Source organism: Microbacterium sp. ACRRU (assembly GCF_022346945.1).
Lineage (GTDB): Bacteria > Actinomycetota > Actinomycetes > Actinomycetales > Microbacteriaceae > Microbacterium > Microbacterium mcarthurae.
In genome coordinates, this window is the sequence record NZ_JAKRNI010000001.1 from 301,865 (window position 1) to 322,394 (window position 20,530).

The 20,530-nt window shown below is 68.9% G+C and carries 24 protein-coding genes; 18 read left to right on the forward strand and 6 right to left on the reverse strand.

Annotated features, from left to right (window positions below; translation table 11 throughout):
- A complete protein-coding gene (locus MHY30_RS01450; protein ID WP_239274730.1) occupies nucleotides 1-282 on the reverse strand; it encodes a hypothetical protein in 282 nt (93 codons plus the stop codon).
- A gap of 441 nt (nucleotides 283-723) precedes the next feature.
- Between MHY30_RS01450 and smc the strand changes: the two genes are divergently transcribed.
- From smc to MHY30_RS01470, 4 genes are all read left to right on the forward strand, one after another.
- Nucleotides 724-4,251 carry a chromosome segregation protein SMC gene (smc, locus tag MHY30_RS01455; protein WP_239274731.1) on the forward strand — a complete coding sequence of 1,176 codons (3,528 nt, stop codon included), beginning with the start codon at nucleotides 724-726 and terminating at the stop codon, nucleotides 4,249-4,251.
- A 4-nt stretch (nucleotides 4,252-4,255) separates the two neighbouring features.
- Nucleotides 4,256-5,128 (forward strand): signal recognition particle-docking protein FtsY, encoded by an 873-nt coding sequence (gene ftsY / locus MHY30_RS01460; RefSeq protein WP_239274732.1) that lies wholly within the window; start codon nucleotides 4,256-4,258, stop codon nucleotides 5,126-5,128.
- Between the two features lie 70 nt (nucleotides 5,129-5,198).
- The gene (locus tag MHY30_RS01465) at nucleotides 5,199-5,699 is read left to right on the forward strand and encodes a DUF2004 domain-containing protein (protein WP_239274733.1); all 501 of its coding nucleotides are present in this window, start codon (nucleotides 5,199-5,201) and stop codon (nucleotides 5,697-5,699) included.
- A gap of 1 nt (nucleotide 5,700) precedes the next feature.
- On the forward strand, nucleotides 5,701-6,129 hold the full coding sequence (locus tag MHY30_RS01470; protein WP_239274734.1) for an MSMEG_6728 family protein: 429 nt from the start codon (nucleotides 5,701-5,703) through the stop codon (nucleotides 6,127-6,129).
- A 1-nt stretch (nucleotide 6,130) separates the two neighbouring features.
- Here the strand turns inward: MHY30_RS01470 and lipA are convergent, their stop codons facing one another.
- Complete coding sequence (gene lipA, locus MHY30_RS01475; RefSeq protein WP_239274735.1) at nucleotides 6,131-7,165, reverse strand: lipoyl synthase; 1,035 nt, start codon at nucleotides 7,163-7,165, stop codon at nucleotides 6,131-6,133.
- Nucleotides 7,162-7,839 carry a lipoyl(octanoyl) transferase LipB gene (lipB, locus tag MHY30_RS01480; protein ID WP_308192640.1) on the reverse strand — a complete coding sequence of 226 codons (678 nt, stop codon included), beginning with the start codon at nucleotides 7,837-7,839 and terminating at the stop codon, nucleotides 7,162-7,164. Before lipB ends, lipA begins: the two co-directional genes overlap by 4 nt.
- A 26-nt stretch (nucleotides 7,840-7,865) precedes the next feature.
- On the opposite strand from lipB, the gene MHY30_RS01485 reads away from it, so the two are divergent.
- On the forward strand, nucleotides 7,866-8,411 hold the full coding sequence (locus MHY30_RS01485; protein ID WP_239274737.1) for a TetR/AcrR family transcriptional regulator: 546 nt from the start codon (nucleotides 7,866-7,868) through the stop codon (nucleotides 8,409-8,411).
- 148 nt (nucleotides 8,412-8,559) lie between these two features.
- The gene (gene ffh / locus MHY30_RS01490) at nucleotides 8,560-10,104 is read left to right on the forward strand and encodes a signal recognition particle protein (protein ID WP_239274738.1); all 1,545 of its coding nucleotides are present in this window, start codon (nucleotides 8,560-8,562) and stop codon (nucleotides 10,102-10,104) included.
- A 48-nt stretch (nucleotides 10,105-10,152) separates the two neighbouring features.
- Here ffh and MHY30_RS01495 read toward each other — a convergent pair whose 3' ends face one another.
- Nucleotides 10,153-11,316: a glutamate--cysteine ligase gene (locus tag MHY30_RS01495; RefSeq protein ID WP_239274739.1), complete on the reverse strand. Its 1,164-nt coding sequence runs from the start codon at nucleotides 11,314-11,316 to the stop codon at nucleotides 10,153-10,155.
- A gap of 189 nt (nucleotides 11,317-11,505) precedes the next feature.
- Here MHY30_RS01495 and rpsP point away from each other — a divergent pair, with 189 nt between their 5' ends.
- The 4 genes from rpsP to trmD are packed head-to-tail and all read left to right on the forward strand — an operon-like array spanning nucleotide 11,506 to nucleotide 13,526.
- On the forward strand, nucleotides 11,506-11,919 hold the full coding sequence (rpsP, locus tag MHY30_RS01500; protein ID WP_239274740.1) for a 30S ribosomal protein S16: 414 nt from the start codon (nucleotides 11,506-11,508) through the stop codon (nucleotides 11,917-11,919).
- A gap of 5 nt (nucleotides 11,920-11,924) precedes the next feature.
- Nucleotides 11,925-12,155, forward strand: a complete 231-nt coding sequence (locus MHY30_RS01505) for an RNA-binding protein (RefSeq protein WP_063257548.1) — start codon at nucleotides 11,925-11,927, stop codon at nucleotides 12,153-12,155.
- Nucleotides 12,155-12,835 carry a ribosome maturation factor RimM gene (rimM, locus tag MHY30_RS01510; RefSeq protein ID WP_239274741.1) on the forward strand — a complete coding sequence of 227 codons (681 nt, stop codon included), beginning with the start codon at nucleotides 12,155-12,157 and terminating at the stop codon, nucleotides 12,833-12,835. Before MHY30_RS01505 ends, rimM begins: the two co-directional genes overlap by 1 nt.
- Nucleotide 12,836: 1 nt before the next feature.
- Complete coding sequence (trmD, locus tag MHY30_RS01515; RefSeq protein ID WP_239274742.1) at nucleotides 12,837-13,526, forward strand: tRNA (guanosine(37)-N1)-methyltransferase TrmD; 690 nt, start codon at nucleotides 12,837-12,839, stop codon at nucleotides 13,524-13,526.
- Nucleotides 13,527-13,615: 89 nt separating this feature from the next.
- On the opposite strand, the gene map is transcribed toward trmD, so the two are convergent.
- Complete coding sequence (map, locus tag MHY30_RS01520; protein WP_239274743.1) at nucleotides 13,616-14,398, reverse strand: type I methionyl aminopeptidase; 783 nt, start codon at nucleotides 14,396-14,398, stop codon at nucleotides 13,616-13,618.
- A gap of 103 nt (nucleotides 14,399-14,501) precedes the next feature.
- Here map and MHY30_RS01525 point away from each other — a divergent pair, with 103 nt between their 5' ends.
- The 8 genes from MHY30_RS01525 (at nucleotide 14,502) to MHY30_RS01560 (ending at nucleotide 18,935) form a co-directional block, all read left to right on the forward strand.
- The gene (locus MHY30_RS01525; protein ID WP_239274744.1) at nucleotides 14,502-14,993 is read left to right on the forward strand and encodes an MFS transporter permease; all 492 of its coding nucleotides are present in this window, start codon (nucleotides 14,502-14,504) and stop codon (nucleotides 14,991-14,993) included.
- A gap of 157 nt (nucleotides 14,994-15,150) precedes the next feature.
- A complete protein-coding gene (rplS, locus tag MHY30_RS01530) occupies nucleotides 15,151-15,498 on the forward strand; it encodes a 50S ribosomal protein L19 (RefSeq protein ID WP_228164508.1) in 348 nt (115 codons plus the stop codon).
- A 266-nt stretch (nucleotides 15,499-15,764) separates the two neighbouring features.
- Entirely contained in the window at nucleotides 15,765-16,502 is a 738-nt protein-coding gene (lepB, locus tag MHY30_RS01535) for a signal peptidase I (protein ID WP_239274745.1), read from the forward strand.
- On the forward strand, nucleotides 16,499-17,152 hold the full coding sequence (locus MHY30_RS01540) for a ribonuclease HII (RefSeq protein ID WP_239274746.1): 654 nt from the start codon (nucleotides 16,499-16,501) through the stop codon (nucleotides 17,150-17,152). Before lepB ends, MHY30_RS01540 begins: the two co-directional genes overlap by 4 nt.
- Nucleotides 17,153-17,200: 48 nt before the next feature.
- Nucleotides 17,201-17,524: a DUF2469 family protein gene (locus MHY30_RS01545; RefSeq protein ID WP_022878868.1), complete on the forward strand. Its 324-nt coding sequence runs from the start codon at nucleotides 17,201-17,203 to the stop codon at nucleotides 17,522-17,524.
- A gap of 93 nt (nucleotides 17,525-17,617) precedes the next feature.
- Nucleotides 17,618-17,980, forward strand: coding sequence for a YraN family protein (locus MHY30_RS01550; protein WP_239274747.1), 363 nt, complete (start codon nucleotides 17,618-17,620; stop codon nucleotides 17,978-17,980).
- Nucleotides 17,981-18,036: 56 nt separating this feature from the next.
- Nucleotides 18,037-18,492: a magnesium chelatase domain-containing protein gene (locus tag MHY30_RS01555; protein WP_239274765.1), complete on the forward strand. Its 456-nt coding sequence runs from the start codon at nucleotides 18,037-18,039 to the stop codon at nucleotides 18,490-18,492.
- Nucleotides 18,465-18,935 carry a hypothetical protein gene (locus MHY30_RS01560; RefSeq protein WP_239274767.1) on the forward strand — a complete coding sequence of 157 codons (471 nt, stop codon included), beginning with the start codon at nucleotides 18,465-18,467 and terminating at the stop codon, nucleotides 18,933-18,935. Before MHY30_RS01555 ends, MHY30_RS01560 begins: the two co-directional genes overlap by 28 nt.
- A 2-nt stretch (nucleotides 18,936-18,937) precedes the next feature.
- Here MHY30_RS01560 and MHY30_RS01565 read toward each other — a convergent pair whose 3' ends face one another.
- Nucleotides 18,938-20,473, reverse strand: a complete 1,536-nt coding sequence (locus MHY30_RS01565) for a HEPN domain-containing protein (RefSeq protein ID WP_239274766.1) — start codon at nucleotides 20,471-20,473, stop codon at nucleotides 18,938-18,940.
- Nucleotides 20,474-20,530 lie beyond the last annotated feature (57 nt).

Genomic DNA, 20,530 nt, shown 5'->3' on the forward strand with positions numbered 1-20,530 from the left:
TCAGAAGGGTCGGTGCGCGTGCATCGCGAGCCGCTGCCAGTCGGCCTCGCGCTGCTGACGTTCGAGGGCATTGTGGCGCGCCAGGTGCGCGGTCTCGGCGGACCGTGCGGCGCGGCGGGCCGCTTCATCGGCGCGGGCGGCGGCGCGCACCAGCAGCCAGACGCCGAGGCGAAGGGACAGGCGGTCGAGGGGGCCGAGGCGGCGCTCGGCCGAGGGCTCGACGACGGGGACAGAGAACGCGGATGCCGTGTGCTGCGGCGCGCGCGTGAGCGAAGTGTTCATGCGGAGGCTCCGGTGGAGAGAGGCGAGGAAGAGGCCGAGTCCGGCGTGGCCGGGACGGGCGAAGAGGGCTTAAGAAGCCCGGGAGCACGGCATCCGATGATCAGATGACGGTGCGGGTGCGGAGACGCGAAGTCTCAACGCGGCAAGGTCACGCGCGACGCGCTGGCATGCCGACGGCGGTGGTCACTCCACGCAGGGGTGCAGACAGCACGGGGGTGGCGATGAAGCCGGTGGTGTTGCGAATCATGGTGTGACCTCCTTTCGACGTCGGTTGCGACCCCCGACGCTAGCGGTGTCGTTCAGCGAATGTCAAGCGAAGATCCAGAAACGGGTGACATCCGGGCGCGTCGAACGCGCGACCAATCGGCCAGCCACCGCGGGATTCCGCGGGTCGTCGGGTAGCGTGAAGCGGAATTCCACCTGTCGGGAAGGCGCATCCGTATGCACCTGAAGAGCGTCACGCTGAAGGGCTTCAAGTCCTTCGCGCAGTCGACGACGTTCGCGCTGGAACCCGGGGTCACATGCATCGTCGGCCCGAACGGGTCGGGCAAGTCCAACGTCGTCGACGCGCTGGCCTGGGTCATGGGGGAGCAGGGCGCGAAGACCCTCCGCGGCGGCAAGATGGAGGACGTCATCTTCGCGGGAACCTCCACGCGCGGTCCGCTCGGTCGCGCCGAGGTGCAGCTCACCATCGACAACTCCGACGGCGCGCTGCCCATCGAGTACAGCGAGGTGACGATCAGCCGCACCCTGTTCCGCACCGGTGCCAGCGAGTACGCGATCAACGGACAGACGTGCCGGCTCCTGGACGTGCAGGAGTTGCTCAGCGACTCCGGTCTCGGACGCGAGATGCACGTGATCATCGGGCAGGGGCGCCTGGACAGCGTGCTGCAAGCGTCGGCGGAGGAGCGCCGTGGCTTCATCGAGGAGGCCGCGGGAATCCTCAAGCACCGTCGTCGCAAAGAGAAGACGGTCCGCAAGCTCGAGGCGATGGAAACCAACCTCACGCGGCTGAGCGACCTCGCGGGTGAGCTGCGTCGTCAGTTGAAGCCGCTCGGCAAGCAGGCGGAGATCGCCCGGGAAGCGGCGACGATCGCCGCGATCGTCCGAGACGCCAAGGCCCGTCTCTTCGCCGACGAACTCGTGCGACTCCGGCATGAGCTGCGAGACGCCGCCGCCGCCGAGAGCGAGCGACACACCGAGCGCCTCATGCTGCAGGATCAGGCGGACGGCATCCGGCGGAAGGTCGAACGCCTCGAGGAGGAACAGCGGTCGGAGGCGGTGGACCGGGCTCGACGGGTGGCCTTCTCGCTCGAGCAGGTGCAGGAACGGTTGCGGGGCCTGTACACGCTCGCCGGTCAGCGCCTCACCCTGCTCGCCGACGATGAGGGTGACGCGTCGACGGTGGCACCGACGGTGACCCAGGCCATGATCGACGACCTGCGCACCGAGATCGACGAGATCGCGGCGGGCCTGGGTGATGCGCAGGATGCCGCGTCGGAGGAGGCCCGCGGCGTCGCGCGGGCACGGGCGGAGCTGGACGCTCTCGACGCCGACATCGCGGCGCAGAGCGCGCTCGTGTCGGAGCATGACATGAAGCTCACGGCGCTGCAGGGATCGGCTGACGCCGCGGCCTCCGGCCTCGCGGCGGTGCGCGCCGCGGTCGAACGGCAGCAGCGGGCGCTCGACGCGGCGCTCGAACGACGCGCCGAAGCGGAGGAGGCCCGCGCGGCGCTCGACCCCGACGTCACCCCGGAGGAGTCCACGGCCGAGCACGCTGCGGCCTACGAGCGCGCTCAGCGTGAGACCAACGACACCGAGACAGAGGTCGCGCAGCTGCGGGACCGCCTCCACGCCGCCGAGCGTGAACGCGACGCGTTGACGGCGCAGACAGCCGCGCTCGGGCGCGCGCTCGACGTGCGCAACGCGGCGGCGGACCTCGTCGCGAGTGGGACCGATGGCATCCGGGGTCTGGTCGGCGATGCCGTCAAGGTCACGTCCGGGTATGAGGCGGCGATCGCCGCGGCGCTGGGGTCACTCGCCGAGGGGCTTCTCGTGGAAGACGGCGCGGCGGCGTTCGCTGCCGCCCACGCGGCCCGCGACGGCGAACTCGGCGTCGTCGAGATCGCGATCGCCGATGCCCCCGATGCCGACGGCGCCGCCGCGATCGACGGGGGAGTGCGTGCGGTCGACGTCGTCACAGCCCCGCCCGGGGTGCGGGGAATCCTGTCGGGCGTCGTCATCGTCGACGACATGTCGTCGGCCGAGGCACTGCGCCCGGTCCTCGCGTCGGCTCAGCCGGGAACGGCCGTCGTCACGCGCGACGGAGCGGTCCTCACCGCGCGCACGCTGCGGGCCGGCTCGGGGTCGGGGCGTTCGCGTCTCGAGCTGGCGGCCGAGCGCGACGCAGCGGCGGAAAGGCTGTCGGAGATCTCGGGGGTCGCAGATTCCCTGCGGGAGGCCCTCTCGGAAGCTCAGGGGAAGCTCACCGCTGCCCGTGCGCGCACGAAGGAGACCCTCGCGACACTGCGCGCGCACGACGCCGCGCTGGCCGCGCACGCGGAGAAGCTCAATCGCGTGACCGTTCGGCACGAGGCGGCCGTCGCCGAGTGCGAGCGTCTCGCGGCGGGTCTTGTTCAGGCGCAGGCGGCGGTCGCCGACGCCGAAGAGACCGCACGCGTGGCCGACGAGGCCCTCGCCCGCGCGCGAGAGGCGCCCCGTCCGATGTTGGATGCGTCAGCGAGGGAGGGGATGCTCGCCGACCTCGAGACCGCGCGCGAGAGGGAGATGCGCGCGCGCCTCGACATCGAGACGCTCCGCGAGCGCGTGCGTGCCGGTGAGGTCCGCATCGTTCAGCTGGAGCAGCAGCGCGAGCGTGAGCGTGCCGCGGCGGCCGCCGCTGCGCGCCGAGCCGTCATCCGGCGGGCGCAGCGCGAAGTCGCGGCCGATGTCGCCGCGGCGCTGCCCGCGCTGCTGGATTCGGTCGACAGGTCGGTCAGCCAGGCGCGGGTCGAGCTCGCCGCGGCAGAGACGGCCCGTTCGGCCGTCACCGCTGATCTGAGCAAGGCCCGCGCCGAGGAAGCGGCGGTGCGCGATCGACTTGCTCGTCTCACCGAGAGCGTCCACGGACTCGAGCTGCAGATGCACGAGAAGAAGCTCCACGTCACGAGCCTGCTCGAACGCGTGCAGTCCGAGCTGTCGCTGGACGAAGACATCCTCGTCTCCGAGTATGGTCCCGACCAGGACGTTCCCCGCGCGGACGGCGAGGGCTCCGAGCCGTTCGACCGTTCAGCGCAGAAGCGCCGCCTGCAGGAGGCGGAGCGCAAACTCGCTCAGCTCGGGCGCGTGAACCCGCTCGCGCTGGAGGAGTTCGCCGCGCTCGAACAACGGCACGCCTTCCTGACCGAGCAGCTCGCCGATCTCCAGCAGACGCGGGCTGATCTGCAGACGATCATCGCGGAACTCGACGAGCGCATGCAGACGATCTTCGTCGCCGCCTTCGAGGACACCCGCACGGCGTTCGGTGAGATCTTCCCGATCCTGTTCCCCGGTGGTGCCGGCAGCATTGCGCTGACCGACCCCGAGAACCCCCTCACCACGGGCATCGAGGTGGCCGTACGCCCGGTCGGCAAGAAGATCGAGCGGCTGTCGTTGCTCTCGGGCGGAGAGCGCTCGCTCGCGGCCGTCGCCTTCCTCACGGCGATCTTCACGGCACGGCCGAGTCCGTTCTACATCCTCGACGAGGTCGAGGCCGCTCTCGACGACGCCAACCTGGGCCGGCTCCTCGGGGTGTTCGAGAAGCTGCGCGAGAGCAGCCAGCTCATCGTCATCACGCACCAGAAGCGGACGATGGAGATCGCCGACGCGCTCTACGGCGTGTCGATGCGCCAGGACGGTGTCTCGGCGGTGGTGGGACAGCGCGTCGGCGACCGTGCCCGCACCGCGCCGGAACCGGCCCCCGTAAGCTGAGGGAATGGCTGAGAACTCCTGGTCGCTCGGCCGCGCGCTGCGCGGGCTGTTCGTCAAACCCACGATCGACGAGACCACGTGGGACGACCTCGAGACGGCGCTGCTGACCGCCGACTTCGGCCCCGACGTCACCGAGCGGCTCATCGACGAGTTGCGCGAGAAGGTCGAGCGCTACCGCACCACGGACCCGCGCGACCTGCAGCGCATGCTGCGCGAGACGCTCGAGGAGCATTTCGCCAAGTTCGACACGACGCTGCGCCTCACCGAGCGTCCCGCGGTAGTTCTCGTCGTGGGCGTGAACGGCGTCGGCAAGACCACGACGATCGGCAAGTTCGCCAAGTTCCTGCAGCGGTACGGACGTTCCGTCGTGGTCGGTGCGGCCGACACGTTCCGCGCGGCCGCCGTCGACCAGCTGGCGACCTGGGCCGAGCGTGGGGGAGCCACGATCGTGCGCCCGCAGCACGAGGGTCAGGATCCGGCATCCGTCGCCTTCCAGACCGTCGCGCACGCGAAGGAGACGGGAACCGAGATCGTGCTCGTCGACACCGCGGGCCGCCTGCACACCAAGGGCGGTCTGATGGACGAGCTCGGCAAGATCAAGCGCGTGATCGAGAAGCAGGCGCCCATCAGCGAGGTGCTTCTCGTTCTGGACGCCACCACGGGGCAGAACGGCCTCATGCAGGCCCAGGCCTTCCTCGACAGCGCCGGCGTCACGGGCCTCGTGCTCACCAAACTCGACGGCTCGGCCAAGGGCGGATTCGTGTTGGCGGTTCAGGAGCGCACCGGTATCCCGGTGAAGCTCCTGGGGCAGGGCGAGGGGATCGGCGACCTCACGGGCTTCACGCCGCACGTGTTCGCCGCGTCGCTGGTGGACTGACCCCATACCGCATGCGTCGCGGCGGGCGGGTCGCCTTCCGCGATACCGGTCGGGCTGGTTTCATGGGGGAATGGCGATCGAGCACGACTTCTTCGGACTCCTCGAGTCAGGGCCCGACGGGTCGATCTTCTGGTCAGAGAACGTGGAGTTCGGCGATCAGAGTGTCACCGTCGACCTCACGGCGCCCGATCAGGACGACGTGTCCGTCGACGCGCTCGACGTCGCCGCAGCGATGATCTCGTCACTGGAGGCCATCGACCTCGCCGCGCGCAACGCCATGGTGAACGAGCTGGACGACCGCACGAGCGAGGTGACGGAGTACATCCTCCAGCAGCAGGCGACCCTGGGCGATGAGTTGGAGGATCTGCTCGTCGACCCCTCCGGCGACACCCACATCGACGTGATCAAGTCGCTGCAGCTCATGAGCATGACGATCCTCGCCGATGAGCACGGGGGAGCCGACCCGTTCGCCGTCCTCGAGTACGCGCTCGATCCGGACGCCACGGACGACGTGCTGCTGGTCAATCTCGCGTCCGACGGACAGGTGCAGTCGGTCACGAGCGCCGACTGACGTGCAGACCTTCCTTCCCTTCCCCTCGTTCGTCGATTCGGCTCGCGCCCTCGACAGCCGCCGCCTCGGCAGACAGCGCGTCGAGACGTTTCAGCTGCTGAGGGCTCTCACGGTGCCGGACCACGGATGGCGTCATCATCCCGCGGCCAAGATGTGGGACGGGCACCTGCCCGCTCTGGTGTCGTACGGGCTGGTGATGACGGATGAATGGGTGGCGCAGGGCCGCGCCGACACCGTGCGCGAGAAGATCCGCGTGTTCGCCCCGGAGGTCGACGGGATGCCGCAGGATGCCCTGGAGCTGCCGCCGTGGCTCGGCGACGAGGCGTTCCACCTCGCGCACCGCTCCAATCTCGTCCGCAAGGACGCGGAGTTCTACCGTCTGCGCTTCGGCGACGTGCCGGACGACCTGCCCTACATCTGGCCGGTCTGAGTCAGACCGCCTGGGCGAACCCGGCGTCGGCCGCGGCGATGTCCTTGGCCAGGTGGGCCAGGTGCGGGGGGATGTCGCGTCCCTTCGACATCATCGACTGCGCCCACAGGCGTCCGGCGCGGTAGGACGAGCGCACGAGCGGCCCCGCGAGAACACCGAGGAATCCGATGCGCTCCGCCTCCTCCTTGAACTCCACGAACTCCGCGGGCTTGACCCAGCGCTGCACGGGCAGGTGCCGCGGGCTCGGACGAAGGTACTGGGTGATCGTGATGATGTCGGTACCGGCTTCACGCAGATCCTGCAGTGCCTGAACGACTTCCTCCGGCTCCTCGCCCATGCCGAGGATGAGGTTCGACTTCGTGATGAGTCCCGCGTCGCGTGCGGCCGTGAGGACGCCGAGCGAACGCTCGTACCGGAAGGCGGGACGGATGCGCTTGAAGATGCGCGGGACGGTCTCGACGTTGTGCGCGAACACCTCGGGCCGCGACGAGAAGACCTCCTCCAGCAGGCTCGGGTTGCCGGAGAAGTCCGTCGCGAGGATCTCCACTCCGGTGCCGGGGTTGTCCGCATGGATGCGGCGCACCGTCTCGGCGTGCAGCCACGCGCCCTCGTCGGGGAGGTCGTCTCGCGCGACGCCGGTCACCGTGGCGTATCGCAGCTGCATGCGGGACACGCTCTCGGCGACGCGGCGCGGTTCGTCGCGGTCGTAGTCGGCGGGCTTGCCCGTGTCGATCTGGCAGAAGTCGCAGCGCCGCGTGCACTGGGAACCGCCGATGAGGAACGTCGCCTCGCGATCCTCCCAGCACTCGAAGATGTTGGGGCAGCCGGCCTCCTGGCAGACCGTGTGCAGTTCCTCGGTCTTCACGAGGTTCTGCAACGCGGTGTACTCGGGCCCGAGGCGTGCCTTGGTCTTGATCCATTCGGGCTTGCGCTCGATGGGGGTCTGCGCGTTGCGGACCTCGAGGCGCAGCAGCTTCCGACCACCCGGGGCGGTGGATGCCGAACCACCGGTGTTGCCGCTCCCGCACGCGCTCACGCCGCGACCGCCGTGTACTCGGCGCGGAAGGCGTTCTCGACGCTGGCGACGATGTCGGCGGGGGAGACGTCGGCACCGACGACCTCGCTCACCGTCGTGACACCGGCATCCGTGATCCCGCAGGGGACGATGCCTCGGAATCCGGCCAGGGAGTTGTCGCAGTTGACTGCGAACCCGTGCATGGTGACACCTTTCTCGACGCGCACGCCGATCGCCGCGACTTTGTCGACACCCAGTGGTCGGCGTACCCATACGCCGCTGCGGCCGTCGACGCGGAGGCCCTCGACGCCGTGCGCGGCGAGGGCGGAGATGAGCAGGGACTCGAGGCGGCGGACGTGGGCCACGACGTCCATCGGCTCGGGGAGGCGCACGATCGGGTAGCCCACGAGCTGGCCGGGGCCGTGCCAGGTGATCTTCCCCCCGCGATCGACATCGACCACCGGCGTGCCGTCGGTCGGGCGCTCGTGAGCCTCGGTGCGCTTGCCGGCGGTGTAGACGCTCTCGTGCTCGAGGAGGAGCAACGTGTCGCGTCGGGCGCCGGCCACCACGTCGGCGTGCACCGCGCGCTGCAGCGCCCACCCGTCGAGGTAGGGCACGTAGTCGGGGGCGAGCCCCACGTGCTGAATGTCGAGCATCGCCGCTCCCGCCTTGTTGGATTGCGTCCAACAATACACGGTGGCACGCGTTCTAGGCTGTCTGCATGGCCACCGAATCTCGCAGCGGTCGCCCTCGCGCCTCGTCCCGCGAGGTGCTCTCCGAGGCGGCGTGCGAGCTGTTCCTGGAGCAGGGATACGACGCCACGTCCGTCTCCGACATCACGCGGCGCGCCGGGGTCAGCCGGTCGAGCTTCTTCAACTACTTCTCGGCCAAGAGCGATGTCCTGTGGTCGGGCTTCGACGCGCGGGTCGACGCGGCGGTCGCCGAGCTGCGCGACGGCGGGGCGATCGACGCGGTGCTGTGCGGCATCGGCGACGGGCTCGCGCCGGACGCCCTCGCCCTCGCGATCGTCAACGCGGATGCCATGGGTATCGCCGCCGAACTGGACCGCGACCGTGCCATCCGGCAGTTCCGCCTGCAGCGGGAGGCCGCCGCACGTCTGGTGCGCGACGGCGCCGAGCCTCTCGCGGCCCAGGTCCGCGCCGGGGCGTTGTCGGCCGCCGTGCTCGCCGCGGTCTGGGCCTGGGCCGACCACACCGCCGGTCGTTCGCTGACCCAGACGCTGTCGGAGGCCCTGTCCGCGGCGTGAGGGGGCGTCATCCGCTGTTCCCGTTGACCGCACACCCTCCGCCCCGCCGACCGGGGAGGGTCGAGGTCCGCCGGATCGCGGGGGTCACGCGACGGCCCCGACCGGCGCGGCGGCGTCCCGCGTCGGCTCCGCGTAAACTCTTCCCATCATGGCGACTTTCGGCACCCTCTCCGACCGGCTCACAGAGACCTTCCGCAATCTGCGCAAGAAGGGGCAGCTGACCCCCGCTGACGTCGACGGGACGGTCCGAGAGATCCGGCGTGCCCTGCTCGACGCCGACGTCGCGCTGCCGGTGGTGAAGGAGTTCACGCAGTCGGTGCGCGAGCGCGCCCTCGGCGACGAGGTCAACCGCGCCCTCAACCCGGCGCAGCAGGTCGTCCAGATCGTCAACGACGAGCTCATCGGCATCCTGGGCGGACAGCAGCGTCGCCTGCAGTTCGCCAAGAACCCGCCGACGGTCATCATGCTCGCGGGCCTCCAGGGGTCGGGCAAGACCACGTTCGCGGGCAAGCTCGCCAAGATGCTCGAGAAGGACGGCCACACGCCGCTCCTCGTCGCCTGCGACCTCCAGCGTCCGAACGCCGTGAACCAGCTGCAGGTCGTCGCCGAGCGCGCCGGCGCCGCGATCTACGCCCCCGAGCCCGGCAACGGCGTGGGCGACCCGGTCAAGGTCGCTCGCGACGGCGTCGCGTACGCCACGCGCCAGCAGCACGACATCGTCATCATCGACACCGCCGGCCGTCTCGGCGTCGACGCCGAGCTCATGAAGCAGGCCTCCGACATCCGTAAGGCGACGCAGCCCGACGAGGTGCTCTTCGTCATCGACGCGATGATCGGTCAGGATGCCGTGAACACGGCGAAGGCGTTCCAGGACGGCGTCGACTTCACCGGCGTCGTGCTGTCCAAGCTCGACGGCGATGCCCGCGGTGGCGCGGCGCTGTCGGTCGCCTCGGTCACGGGCCGGCCCATCATCTTCGCGTCCACCGGCGAGGGGCTGGACGACGTCGAGCCGTTCCACCCCGACCGCATGGCATCCCGCATCCTCGACCTCGGTGACATCCTCACCCTGATCGAGCAGGCGCAGCAGGCGTTCGACGAGGCCGAGGCGATGAAGGTCGCCGAGAAGCTCGCGACCGAGACCTTCACGCTCGAGGACTTCCTCGAGCAGATGCAGCAGATGAAGAAGATGGGCTCCATGAAGAAGATGCTCGGGATGCTCCCGGGCATGGGGTCCATGAAGCAGCAGCTCGAGGACTTCGACGAGCGCGAGATCGACCGCACCGAGGCCATCATCCGCTCGATGACTCTGGCCGAGCGACGCAACCCCAAGATCCTCAACGGCTCGCGGCGTCTGCGCATCGCGCGCGGTTCGGGCATGACCGTGACCGACGTCAACCAGCTCGTGCAGCGCTTCGAACAGGCCGCCAAGATGATGAAGACCGTCGCACGGGGCGGTGTGCCCAACATCCCCGGCATGGGTCCGGTGGGGGGCAAGCCCGGCGCCTCGTCGAAGCGCGGCAAGCAGCAGAAGGCGAAGGGCTCGCGCTCGGGCAACCCCGCCAAGCGTGCCGCCGAGAACGCCGGGGTGGCCGCGGCCGCTCCCGCCACGGGGTCGGGCTTCGGTCTCGGCGGTCAGAAGGCGCCGAGCGAGGCCGACCTCGCGGAGCTGCAGAAGCTGCTCGGACGGGGCTGACACCGCCCGCACGGCCGCGCACGCCGAGAAGCGGCGTGTCCGAGGTGGTCAGACCCGCAGCGCGGCCAGGTGCTCGCGCAGCGTCGGGCCGCCCCGGAACTCGCGGATCAGGTGCTGCACGACCGCGCGCAGGTCGCCGTCGGCGGCCTCGGCCACCGCGAGCTGACGCGCGGAGCTGCCTCCCGTGGCCAGAATGGTCTCGAGTCCGGCGAATTCACGCGCGCACTTGAGCTCCACCGCGATGTCGGCCAGCTCCTCCATCGTGGCGCGCAGATGATCGCGCACGGGAAGCTGTGTGCCCTGCCGGTCGACGATCACGCGCGCATCCAGTCCGTACCGCGCCGCGCGCCACTTGTTCTCCCGGGCATACCACGGGGGGATGCCGGGGAGTTCGCCGCCGGCGTCGAGGATCCGCGAGAAGCGCTCGACCAGGGTCTGCGCGAGGGCCGCGACGGCGGCCAGCTCCGGCAGCGTCGACATGCCGTCGCACGCGCGGATCTCCACCGTGCCCCACCGGGGCGCCGGACGGATGTCCCAGCGCACCTCGCTGGCATCCGCCATGACGCCCGTGCGCACCATGTCGTCGAGGTACTCCTCGAAGTCCTCCCACCGGTCGAGCTGCCAGGGCAGACCCGCGGTCGGCAACTGCTGGAACACCAGGGCGCGGTTCGAGGCGTAACCGGTGCGCTCGCCCGCCCAGAAGGGGCTGGATGCCGACAGCGCCTGCAGATGCGGGAGGAACGCCGTCAGCGCGTTGACGATCGGGATGACCTTGTCCGCGTCGTCGACGCCGACGTGCACGTGGATCCCCCAGATCATCATGTTCCGCCCCCACCACTGGGTGCGCTCGATGAGCTTGTGGTAGCGCGTCTTGTCGGTGACCTCCTGGTCGTACCACTGCGCGAACGGGTGGCTGCCGGCGCACAGCATCTCGACGCCGCGCGGCTCGGTCTGCTCGCGCAGCGCTCCGATGGCATCCGCGATGTCGTCCACGGCCTCGGCCACGGTGTGGCCCACGCCACTGGTGACTTCGACGGTGTTCGTCAGCAGCTCGCCGGTCACCGTGAACCGCTCGTGCGCGGTCGCCTCCTCGACGAGCTCGAGGATCTCGGGTGCGCGAGGCACCAGATCGCCGGTCTCGCGGTCGGCCAGCATGAGTTCCCACTCCAGTCCGACGGAGGAACGCGCGGACGGTGCGAAGGGGAGCCTCATGCGGTCAGTCTGACACGACGACACGGGCGACGGCGGGTTCGCGACCCGTCGTGTCATCTGGCAGAATAGAGGGTCGGACCAGGTGCTCGACCCTCTATCCAGCACCGGTCCTCCTCTTTGAGCTTCCGCCGGGTGTGCACCCCACGCTCCAGGCGACCGGTTCGTTCATTTCCCACCACAGGAGAAATCGTGGCTGTCAAGATCCGTCTCAAGCGTCTCGGCAAGATCCGTGCGCCCTACTACCGCATCGTCGTCGCCGACTCGCGCACCAAGCGCGACGGTCGTGTGATCGAGGAGATCGGCAAGTACCACCCGACCGAGGAGCCCTCGTTCATCGAGGTCGACTCCGAGCGCGCCCAGTACTGGCTCGGCGTCGGCGCTCAGCCGACCGAGCAGGTGCGTGCCATCCTCAAGCTCACGGGCGACTGGGGCACCTTCAAGGGCGAGAAGGACGCGAAGTCCACCGTCAAGGTCCGCGAGCCGAAGGCCGCTTTCGAAGCCGACGCCTCGAAGAAGTCGGTCGTCAAGCCCAAGGCCGAGAAGAAGGCCGAAGAGGCTCCGGCCGCCGACGAGGCGCCCGCCGCCGAGACCTCGGCAGAGTAAGTCCCGTGCTGTCCGCCGCGCTCGAGCATGTCGTCAAGGGGATCGTCGATCACCCCGACGCCGTGACCATCCGTTCCGCCACCTCGCCCCGCGGCGAGGTGCTGGAGGTTCGCGTGCACCCCGATGACCGGGGTCGCGTGATCGGGCGCGGCGGTCGCACCGCCAAGGCGCTGCGCACGCTCATCACGGCTCTCGCCGACGGACAGCGCGTCCGCGTCGACGTCGCCGACGACTGATGGCGGCCGGCGACGCCGCGGGCGCTCAGCCCGCCAAGACCCAGCTCCGCGTGGGCCGCCTGGTCAAGGCCCACGGCCTCAAGGGCGCGTTCAAGCTTGAGCTGTACACCGATGACCCCGAGGGACGTTTCGTCCCCGGCAACACCTTCACCCTCCAGGTCCCCGAGTCCTCGCCGTGGCACGGCCGCGAGCTGACGGTGCGGGAGTTCCGGTGGATGAACTCCCACCCCGTGGCCTTCTTCGAGGGCGTGGACGACCGCACCGTCGCGGAAGAGCTCGTCAAGGCGATCCTCTGGATCGACCAGGACACCGAGGCCGCGCCCGCGGAAGACGACGCCTGGTACGACCACCAGCTGGTCGGGCTCGACGTCGTCCGCGACGGCGACGTCATCGGACGCGTCGTGCGGGTCGACCACTTCCCCGCCCAGGACCTTCTCATCGTCCGCCCGACGGGTCGCGGAGAGGACGCCGATGTCCTCGTCCCCTTCGTGAGCGCCATCGTGCCCGAGGTGGATGTCGACGGTGGTCGGGTCGTGGTGACCCCGCCTGCCGGACTCTTCGAGGAGCTTCCAGGCGACGACGACTCTCCGCGAGAAGACGAGGCGCCGGAGGGTGATGCCGACCGCGGCGCGCCCGACTCGGTGGCGACCGACGAGGCCGCCGACTCCCGCGAGGACTGACGTGCGCATCGACGTCGTCTCGATCTTCCCCACGATCTTCGACGCGCTCGAGGTGTCCCTGCTCGGCAAGGCCCGGCAGAGCGGACTGCTTGACGTGCACATCCACGATCTGCGCGACTACACGCACGATCGCCACCGCACGGTCGACGACACCCCCTACGGGGGCGGTGCCGGCATGGTGATGAAGCCCGAGCCGTGGGGTGAGGCGCTCGACGATGTCACGCGCGATGCCGAGGCGTCACCGGTCATCGTCTTCCCCTCGCCCGCGGGCGAGCGGTTCACGCAGAAGATCGCGCGCGAGCTTTCGACGGAGCAGCACCTGGTGTTCGGCTGCGGTCGGTACGAGGGCATCGACGAGCGGGTGTTCGACTACGCCGCGGGGCTCGGTCGTGTGCGACTGCTGAGCCTGGGCGACTACGTGCTGAACGGGGGAGAGGTCGCGGTGATGGCGATGGTCGAAGCCATCGGCCGTCTCATCCCGGGCGTGGTCGGCAACCCCGAGAGCCTGGTCGAGGAATCGCACGAGGACGGACTCCTCGAGTACCCGTCGTTCACCAAGCCCGCCTCGTGGCGCGGTCGCGAGGTGCCGCCCGTGCTCCTGAGCGGCAACCACGGCGCGGTCGCCGCATGGCGGCGTGAGCAGCAGTTCGAGCGCACGCGTCAGCGCCGTCCCGACCTGCTGCCCGACTGAGCCCCCGTTCGCCGTCCGCACGGCGCACCGGCGGCGGAGATCCGGAGGGCCCGTGGCATCCCGTCATCTGGATGCCACGACGGCGATGCTCAGTCGACGCCGAGGAACGACCGGTCGGTGAGCACGACGGGCCCGTCGGCCGTGATGGCGACGGTGTGCTCGGAGTGTGCGCCGCGGGAGCCGTCGGCGCTGCGCAGCGTCCAACCATCGGGGTCGGTGATGAGCTTGTCGGTGGTCTGCAGGAACCACGGTTCGAGGGCCACGACGAGACCGGCGCGCAGCGGGTAGCCGCGACCGGCCTTGCCGTCGTTGGGGACGTGCGGGTCGCCGTGCATCGTGCGGCCGACACCGTGGCCGCCGAAGTCGGTGTTGATCGACAGGCCGTCGGCGTGCGCGACGGCGGCGACCGCGGCCGAGATGTCGCCGATCTTGTGGCCCACGGTCGCCGCGTCGATCGCCGCGGCCAGCGCCCGCTGGGTCGTGCCGATGAGGGCGAGGTCTTCGTCGCGGGGGGTTCCGACGATGAACGACACCGCGGAATCGGCCACCCAGCCGTCGACCGAGGCGGCGAAGTCGAGCGAGACCAGGTCGCCGTCGCGGAGCACGTAGTCGTGGGGGAGACCGTGCAGCACCGCATCGTTGATCGAGGTGCACAGCACCTTGCCGAAGGGGCTGGCCCCGAACGACGGGTGGTAGTCGATGTAGCAGGACTCGGCCCCGGCGGTTCGGATCATGTCGTGCGCGCGACGGTCGAGCTGGAGGAGGTTGGTTCCGACCTTCGTCTCGTCCCGCAGCGTCGCCAGCACTTCGGCGACGAATCGGCCCGCCGGGCGCATGGCGTCGATCTCGGCGGGTGTGCGCAGTTCGATCATCGATGGTTCCCTTTCCTCGAACCCCCATTCTCCCTGACGTGGGGAGGGCGCACCGCGCAGGGGTTCGAAGCGTCCGCACAAGTGGGACCCGTACCATCGGCTCATGGTGCTCCGGCGACTCTTCCTCCACTGGCTCTTCCCGGCGGCCTTCGTCCTGCCGCTGTGGCTCTTCGTCGGCTGGATCGTCTTCAGCGGCGGCAGCGGCTGGGCTCTGCTGTGGTTGCTGATCGCCGCCCCCGCCGTCTTCGTCACGCAGACGGTCGTCGCCCTGATCGTTCGCGGTCGCGGCTCGGTGCGCACCGAACGCGCCGTGTCGTGGCGCGACGTCATCGGAATCGGGCTCTGGCAGCTCTGCGTCATCGCGCTCGGTCTCTACGATGGCCGGACGTTCTTCCCGCTCCTCGTGCTGAGCGTCGTCGGCGCGTTCGTCCTGATCTGGTCGTCGCTCGCGCAGCTGTGGAACGAGGCGCGCGGGGGAGTCGCCCTCTATCGCACGGCGGACGGCACCGGGTACATCCCCCCGACGCGTGAGCGCCCGCGGCCGCGTGTCGAGGGTGACGTGATCGTCGTCACCGAGAAGCCCGTCTCTGACTGAGTCGGTTTGGACGGCACCGGCGTCCATGGCAGAATAGGCGTTTGTGCCCTGACCGGCTCTGCCTCAGGGGAGTCCGCCGCTTCCGCGGCTCGGGCACGCTCCATCTTTTCCCATTCATCGTGCGATCGACCTGTGGCGGTCGCAGGAAGTGACGATCATGCAGATCCTCGACGCCGTCGACGCGGCTTCGCTCCGCTCCGACATCCCCGTCTTCTCGCCCGGCGACACCGTCAAGGTGCACGTCAACATCACCGAGGGCAACCGCTCGCGCATCCAGGTCTTCCAGGGTGTCGTCATCGGCCGCTCCGGCGACGGTGTGCGCGAGACCTTCACGGTCCGCAAGGTCAGCTTCCAGGTCGGTGTCGAGCGCACCTTCCCCGTGCACAGCCCCGTGATCGACCACATCGAGGTCGTCACCCGTGGTGACGTGCGCCGCGCGAAGCTGTACTACCTGCGCAACCTCCGTGGCAAGAAGGCCAAGATCAAGGAGAAGCGCGAGCGCTGAGCCCGCTGAACCGAACGCCCCGCGATCCGTCGCGGGGCGTTCGTCGTTCCCGCGGGGTCATGGTTCGGTATCCGCGGGAACGTCATTCGCGAGACTTCATCGCGCGGACAACACCGGCGCAGACTGCGGGGGAGATGTCGGCGCGATGAAGTCTCGGCAACTCCCGGGGTCGTCGGATGCCGTGTGCGGTTCGGTCGGCGCGGAGGAATGTGCGAGGCTTGTTCCCTCGGTCTTCCGGTGTGCGGTGAGCCCGGCGAAGGATCAACATGAGCGACGAAACCGCATCCCCCTCGGCCCCGACGACGCGTCGGCGGCGGGGTGCGCTGACCTTCCTGCGGGATGTCGTGGTGATCCTCGCGATCGCCCTGCTCGTGTCGTTCCTGGTCAAGACCTTCGTCGTGCGGTCGTTCTACATCCCTTCGGCGTCGATGAACAACACGCTCCTGCAGAACGATCGCATCCTCGTGGATGAGCTCACCCCGCGGTTCGGCGAGTACTCGCGGGGCGACGTCGTCGTGTTCCGCGATCCGGGCGGATGGCTTCCCGTCACGGTGCAGCCGCCGCGTCCGCCACTCGTCGAAGCGACCGACTGGCTGCTGTCGCTCGTCGGTCTCGCGGCGCCGGACAGCGACGACCACCTCATCAAGCGCGTCATCGGCACGCCCGGCGACCACGTCGTGTGCTGCAACGCGCTGGGCCAGACGACCGTCAACGGCGTTCCGCTCGAGGAGCCCTACGTCAAGCTCGCGCCCGGGGCGACCGCGCCCGACCCCCTGCCGTACGACATCACCGTCCCGGACGGCTCGCTGTGGGTGCTCGGCGACAACCGCAACAGCTCGAAGGACTCGCGCTACAACCAGGAGCAGCCCGGCAAGGGATTCGTCCCGATCGACAACGTCGTGGGCCGCGCCTTCCTCATCACGTGGCCGTTCGACCGGTTCGGTCTGATCGATTTCCATCACGAGGTGTTCGCGGGGGTGCCCGCGCCGGAGACCTCGCCGTGATCGAGCCCACCCTGACCCTCGAGCGGCGGCTGCTGAAGGAGCACGCCCTCGTCATCGCGTGCGACGAGGTCGGGCGGGGCGCACTTGCCGGCCCGGTTGCGGTGGGTGCCGCCGTCATCGATCCGTCGCGGTCGCGCAAGCGTGTTCCGGCGGGCCTGCGTGACTCGAAGCTGGTTCCCGAGGCCCGTCGCCCCGAGGTGGCCGCGCGTGCCGCGGCTTTCGTGCAGCACAGCGCTGTCGGCTGGGCCAGCTCCGAGGAGATCGACGAGATCGGCATCATCCGCGCTCTCGGGCTCGCCGCCGTCCGGGCGATCGCCGATCTCCGCGCTCACGGCGTCGTCCCCGAAGACGCGCTCGTCATCCTCGACGGCAATCACGACTACATCACGCCGGCGGGCGAGCGTGGACTGCGCGTCCAGCCCATCATCAAGGCCGACCGTGACTGCGCGAGCGCGGCCGCGGCATCCGTCATCGCCAAGGTCGCCCGCGACGCCGTCATGACGGGCCTGCATGACGAGCTGCCCGCGTACGGGTGGGCGCGCAACAAGGGGTATGCGAGCCTCGACCACCGCGAGGCCATCGGCGTGCACGGCATGAGTGTGCATCACCGTCGCTCGTGGGCCATCGCGGCGGCGCCGACCCTGTTCTGATCACCCGCGGTCGGTGTCGGCGTGCGGCGCGCCTAGGATGGAAGCACCATGGATGACGACGTCTTCGAGGACTACGACCGCGAACTCGAACTGGCCCTGTACCGCGAGTACCGCGACGTGGTCTCGCAGTTCCAGTACGTGATCGAGACCGAACGCCGGTTCTATCTCGCCAACGATGTCAATGTCGTCCGCCGCGATACCGAGCACGACTTCTACTTCGAGATCTCGATGACCGATGTGTGGGTGTGGGACATCTACCGCGCCGACCGGTTCGTGAAGTCCGTGCGCGTTCTCACGTTCAAGGATGTCAACGTCGAAGAGCTCTCCCGCCGCGACTTCCAGCTTCCGGAAGAGCTCTCGCTCGACAGCTGACCGCTCCTCCCCACCTCGCGCTCCGCGTGAACCGTCCCCGAAAGGGGATTCCGGCCCGGCAGCGGTCGTGTCGCGGATGCCACGCTCTCGGGCATGGCAGCGAAAGACGACCTCGGGCGAGCCGGTGAAGAACGGGCCGCTCGTCACCTGACCGCGCTCGGATTCCGAGTCCTCGACCGCAATTGGCGGTGTCCGCAGGGCGAGATCGACATCGTCGCCGCGACGGCCGACACGCTGGCTGTCGTCGAGGTGAAGACGCGCGCGAGCGAGGCGTTTGGGCACCCGTTCGAGGCGATCGACCGCCGGAAGGCCGCGCGGCTGTGGCGTCTGGCAATGGCGTGGATCGCCGCTCATCCCGACGACGCCCGCGGCCGCAGCCTGCGGATCGATGCGATCGCGCTGATCGGACCTGACCCGCGCACGGCGCAGCTCGAGCACCTCGAGGACGCGCTGTGACCGTCGCTCGAACGTGGGCCGTTGCGCTCACCGGGGTGCGAGGCGATCTGGTGGAGGTGGAGGCTGACCTGTCTCCGCAGACGCCCGAGTTCTCCATCATCGGACTGCCCGACAAGGCGTTGGGAGAGGCCGGTCGCCGCGTGCGGAACGCGTGCACCAATCGGGGAGTGGACCTGCCGAAGCGTCGGCTGACATCATCGGCGCCGCCGTCTGGGATGCGATCGTCCCCGAGGAGACTTGGCGCGCAGTCTTCGACGCACTTACCGAGCCCTCGCGGCGCACGAACGCGGCGAACAACGACAGACGATGGCTGGGGTCGGGGCTCTACGTGTGTGGCAAGCCCACTGGGGAGGTTGATACAGCAGGACAACCGATCAAGTGCGGCGCCCGGATGCGCACGAGCGCGTCGGGTGCGACGGCCTCCCGCCCCAACCACGTGCGAAAGGTCCACTATCGCTGTGCGGCGTCGGCACACATGCACGTCATGCCGGCGGCCACGGACGACCACGTGATGAGCGACGTCGCCAAGCTCGTGCGGGATCCACGTATTGCTTCTCACCTGCAACCGGCAGCGGTCGACCTGTCCGCGGAGCGTGAGGAGCGTGCCGACCTGACGCGACGTCTCGAGTCCTTCGAGCGGGACTACGCTCTCGGACACATCACCGGACCGCAGTTGGCAAAGTCGACGGCTCTCGTCGAGGCGCAAATCGCGAAGGTGGACGACAGACTCGCGAAGGCAATTCGCCGCAATGCTTCAAGCCCCATCTTCAACGCTGCCGATCTCGGTGCAGCGTTCCTGGCCGCGCCCATCGACGTGCAGCGCTCCGTACTCGCGAGCGTCATGCAGGTCGAGATCGTGCCTGCTGCACGTTCGGGGGCGTCGTGGTCGACGGACCGCGTACGGTTGCATCCCCTAGCCCCGTCAGCTCCCCAGGCCACACCTGCCCTCGTTTAGTGTTACGCCGTGCTGGCGGGGAAGTACCGGTGAGCGAGCGTTGCCGCAAACGAGAGCGAGTCTTGGTTCTCCAGCGCCTCCGCCAGACGCTCCTCGGGGATGCCAAGTTCGTAGAGCAGGTTGAGCACCACAACGGCCGCAGTGACTTCTGACACAGCGTGCATTTGCTCAGCGGTCATGTCGTCGGGGGCTCCCGTGTGCGCGACACCGTTGCGGGCTGCTCCGGCTGCCTTGGCCCAGGCCTCGGGGTTCGGCAGTAGCTTATTCATGAATTGACCGGGCCGTGAGCCCAACTCGAGAAGCCTCTGCTTCAGGGTCGGTTCATTCCGCATAAGTTTGTTCGCGAGCCACTGCCTGTGCTCCTTGGGCACGGCGGCGAGGGCCAGCTTCCGAACCTTTGTGAATTCTTCAGCGGGCATCGGTGGCTCTTCTTCGAGCGCCCTGTGGAATGACTCGGCAGCGGCGACGGCGGTCACCACTCGCGTCTCTATGTATCCGTCCGACACGTAGCGCAGCCCGAGGACCATGCCGCGAGCCGCCGAGAAGCGCTCATGGATCTCCATCCACCGAGGGAGAAGTTCTTCGAAGGGCAGATCCGCCAAGGTCATCACGAACCCTCGGTGGTCGACCGCATCTGCATCAGGATCGGGCATCACGATACGACGCGTGTAAACCTCCACTTCAGGGCGCATCGATCCAAAAGGGTGACCGGCTGGATAACGTTCCGGCGTAGGTGGCAGGTACAGATGAGTGGTGATGATGCCGCATGCCCGGAGAGATGCGAGCGACACTAAATCTCCGATACTGCCGAGCGCCGTCAACAGGTCCGAAACCGATGCCCCAGCGCCCCTGGCGAACTCGACAGTATTTCGCTCCTTGACCCGCGCCATGCGTCCGGCACGCGAATCCTGGTCGTACGGCTGCCACGCGTTGGTGTGCAGTTTGACTGTGAAGTCAGGGATAGTCGTCTCGAGAGCCGCCAGGCGGCGAAGCTCAATCTGGCCACTGACTTCACCAATCGGAGCGTCGAATGTGTGCGCCATCTCGATGCCGCTGCGGCCGGCCCAGGCACTCAGGTTCTCGACGGTCGCGCTTCCCGCGATGAATGCTGGGTCGTCGGCATCGGTGAGATGGCATCCGATGAGAGCGGCAGTTGCTCGGACAGAGGTTGCCGACGGGGCGCCAAGGAAGTCACTCAATCTGAACGTCTGCTGACGAGTTACATCTGGCTCGATGAGAGTGATCGCCTTGCCATTCGCCAAGCCATGCAGGACTGGCCAGCTGGGAAGGCTTCTCGAAGAGATCGTCGTGACTTTCGTGTCTCCTTCGACACGAGTCGTCTCGGGGGGTGTGCTCCACCCCCCAATGAGGTCTAGGCGAAGACCTTCGGAGGGGTCCCAGTAGAGAACTCCCGGAACCCGCTCGTCCGGAAGGTCCGTGCGCCACCAGTGTCCGGTCCATGTGCGCGGTTCATCTAGGGCGTGTTGATCAAGAGGTTTCGTTCCTCGGTGGGTGAGTCTTGAACGGTGACGCGACAGGAGATCTCTGACGAGGTGTGGGCCGTGATGGAGCCGTTGATGCCGACGGTGACCGGT

Excerpts from the sequence above, each read along its gene's own strand:
- MHY30_RS01495 (WP_239274739.1), bottom strand. The coding sequence starts at position 11,316 with ATGAGGCTCCCCTTCGCACCGTCCGCGCGTTCCTCCGTCGGACTGGAG.
- MHY30_RS01525 (WP_239274744.1), top strand. The coding sequence starts at position 14,502 with ATGGTGCTCCGGCGACTCTTCCTCCACTGGCTCTTCCCGGCGGCCTTC.
- MHY30_RS01465 (WP_239274733.1), top strand. The coding sequence starts at position 5,199 with ATGGCGATCGAGCACGACTTCTTCGGACTCCTCGAGTCAGGGCCCGAC.
- lepB (WP_239274745.1), top strand. The coding sequence starts at position 15,765 with ATGAGCGACGAAACCGCATCCCCCTCGGCCCCGACGACGCGTCGGCGG.
- rplS (WP_228164508.1), top strand. The coding sequence starts at position 15,151 with ATGCAGATCCTCGACGCCGTCGACGCGGCTTCGCTCCGCTCCGACATC.
- MHY30_RS01545 (WP_022878868.1), top strand. The coding sequence starts at position 17,201 with ATGGATGACGACGTCTTCGAGGACTACGACCGCGAACTCGAACTGGCC.
- ffh (WP_239274738.1), top strand. The coding sequence starts at position 8,560 with ATGGCGACTTTCGGCACCCTCTCCGACCGGCTCACAGAGACCTTCCGC.
- ftsY (WP_239274732.1), top strand. The coding sequence starts at position 4,256 with ATGGCTGAGAACTCCTGGTCGCTCGGCCGCGCGCTGCGCGGGCTGTTC.
- MHY30_RS01485 (WP_239274737.1), top strand. The coding sequence starts at position 7,866 with ATGGCCACCGAATCTCGCAGCGGTCGCCCTCGCGCCTCGTCCCGCGAG.
- MHY30_RS01560 (WP_239274767.1), top strand. The coding sequence starts at position 18,465 with ATGCCGGCGGCCACGGACGACCACGTGATGAGCGACGTCGCCAAGCTC.
- rimM (WP_239274741.1), top strand. The coding sequence starts at position 12,155 with ATGGCGGCCGGCGACGCCGCGGGCGCTCAGCCCGCCAAGACCCAGCTC.
- map (WP_239274743.1), bottom strand. The coding sequence starts at position 14,398 with ATGATCGAACTGCGCACACCCGCCGAGATCGACGCCATGCGCCCGGCG.
- smc (WP_239274731.1), top strand. The coding sequence starts at position 724 with ATGCACCTGAAGAGCGTCACGCTGAAGGGCTTCAAGTCCTTCGCGCAG.
- MHY30_RS01450 (WP_239274730.1), bottom strand. The coding sequence starts at position 282 with ATGAACACTTCGCTCACGCGCGCGCCGCAGCACACGGCATCCGCGTTC.
- MHY30_RS01550 (WP_239274747.1), top strand. The coding sequence starts at position 17,618 with ATGGCAGCGAAAGACGACCTCGGGCGAGCCGGTGAAGAACGGGCCGCT.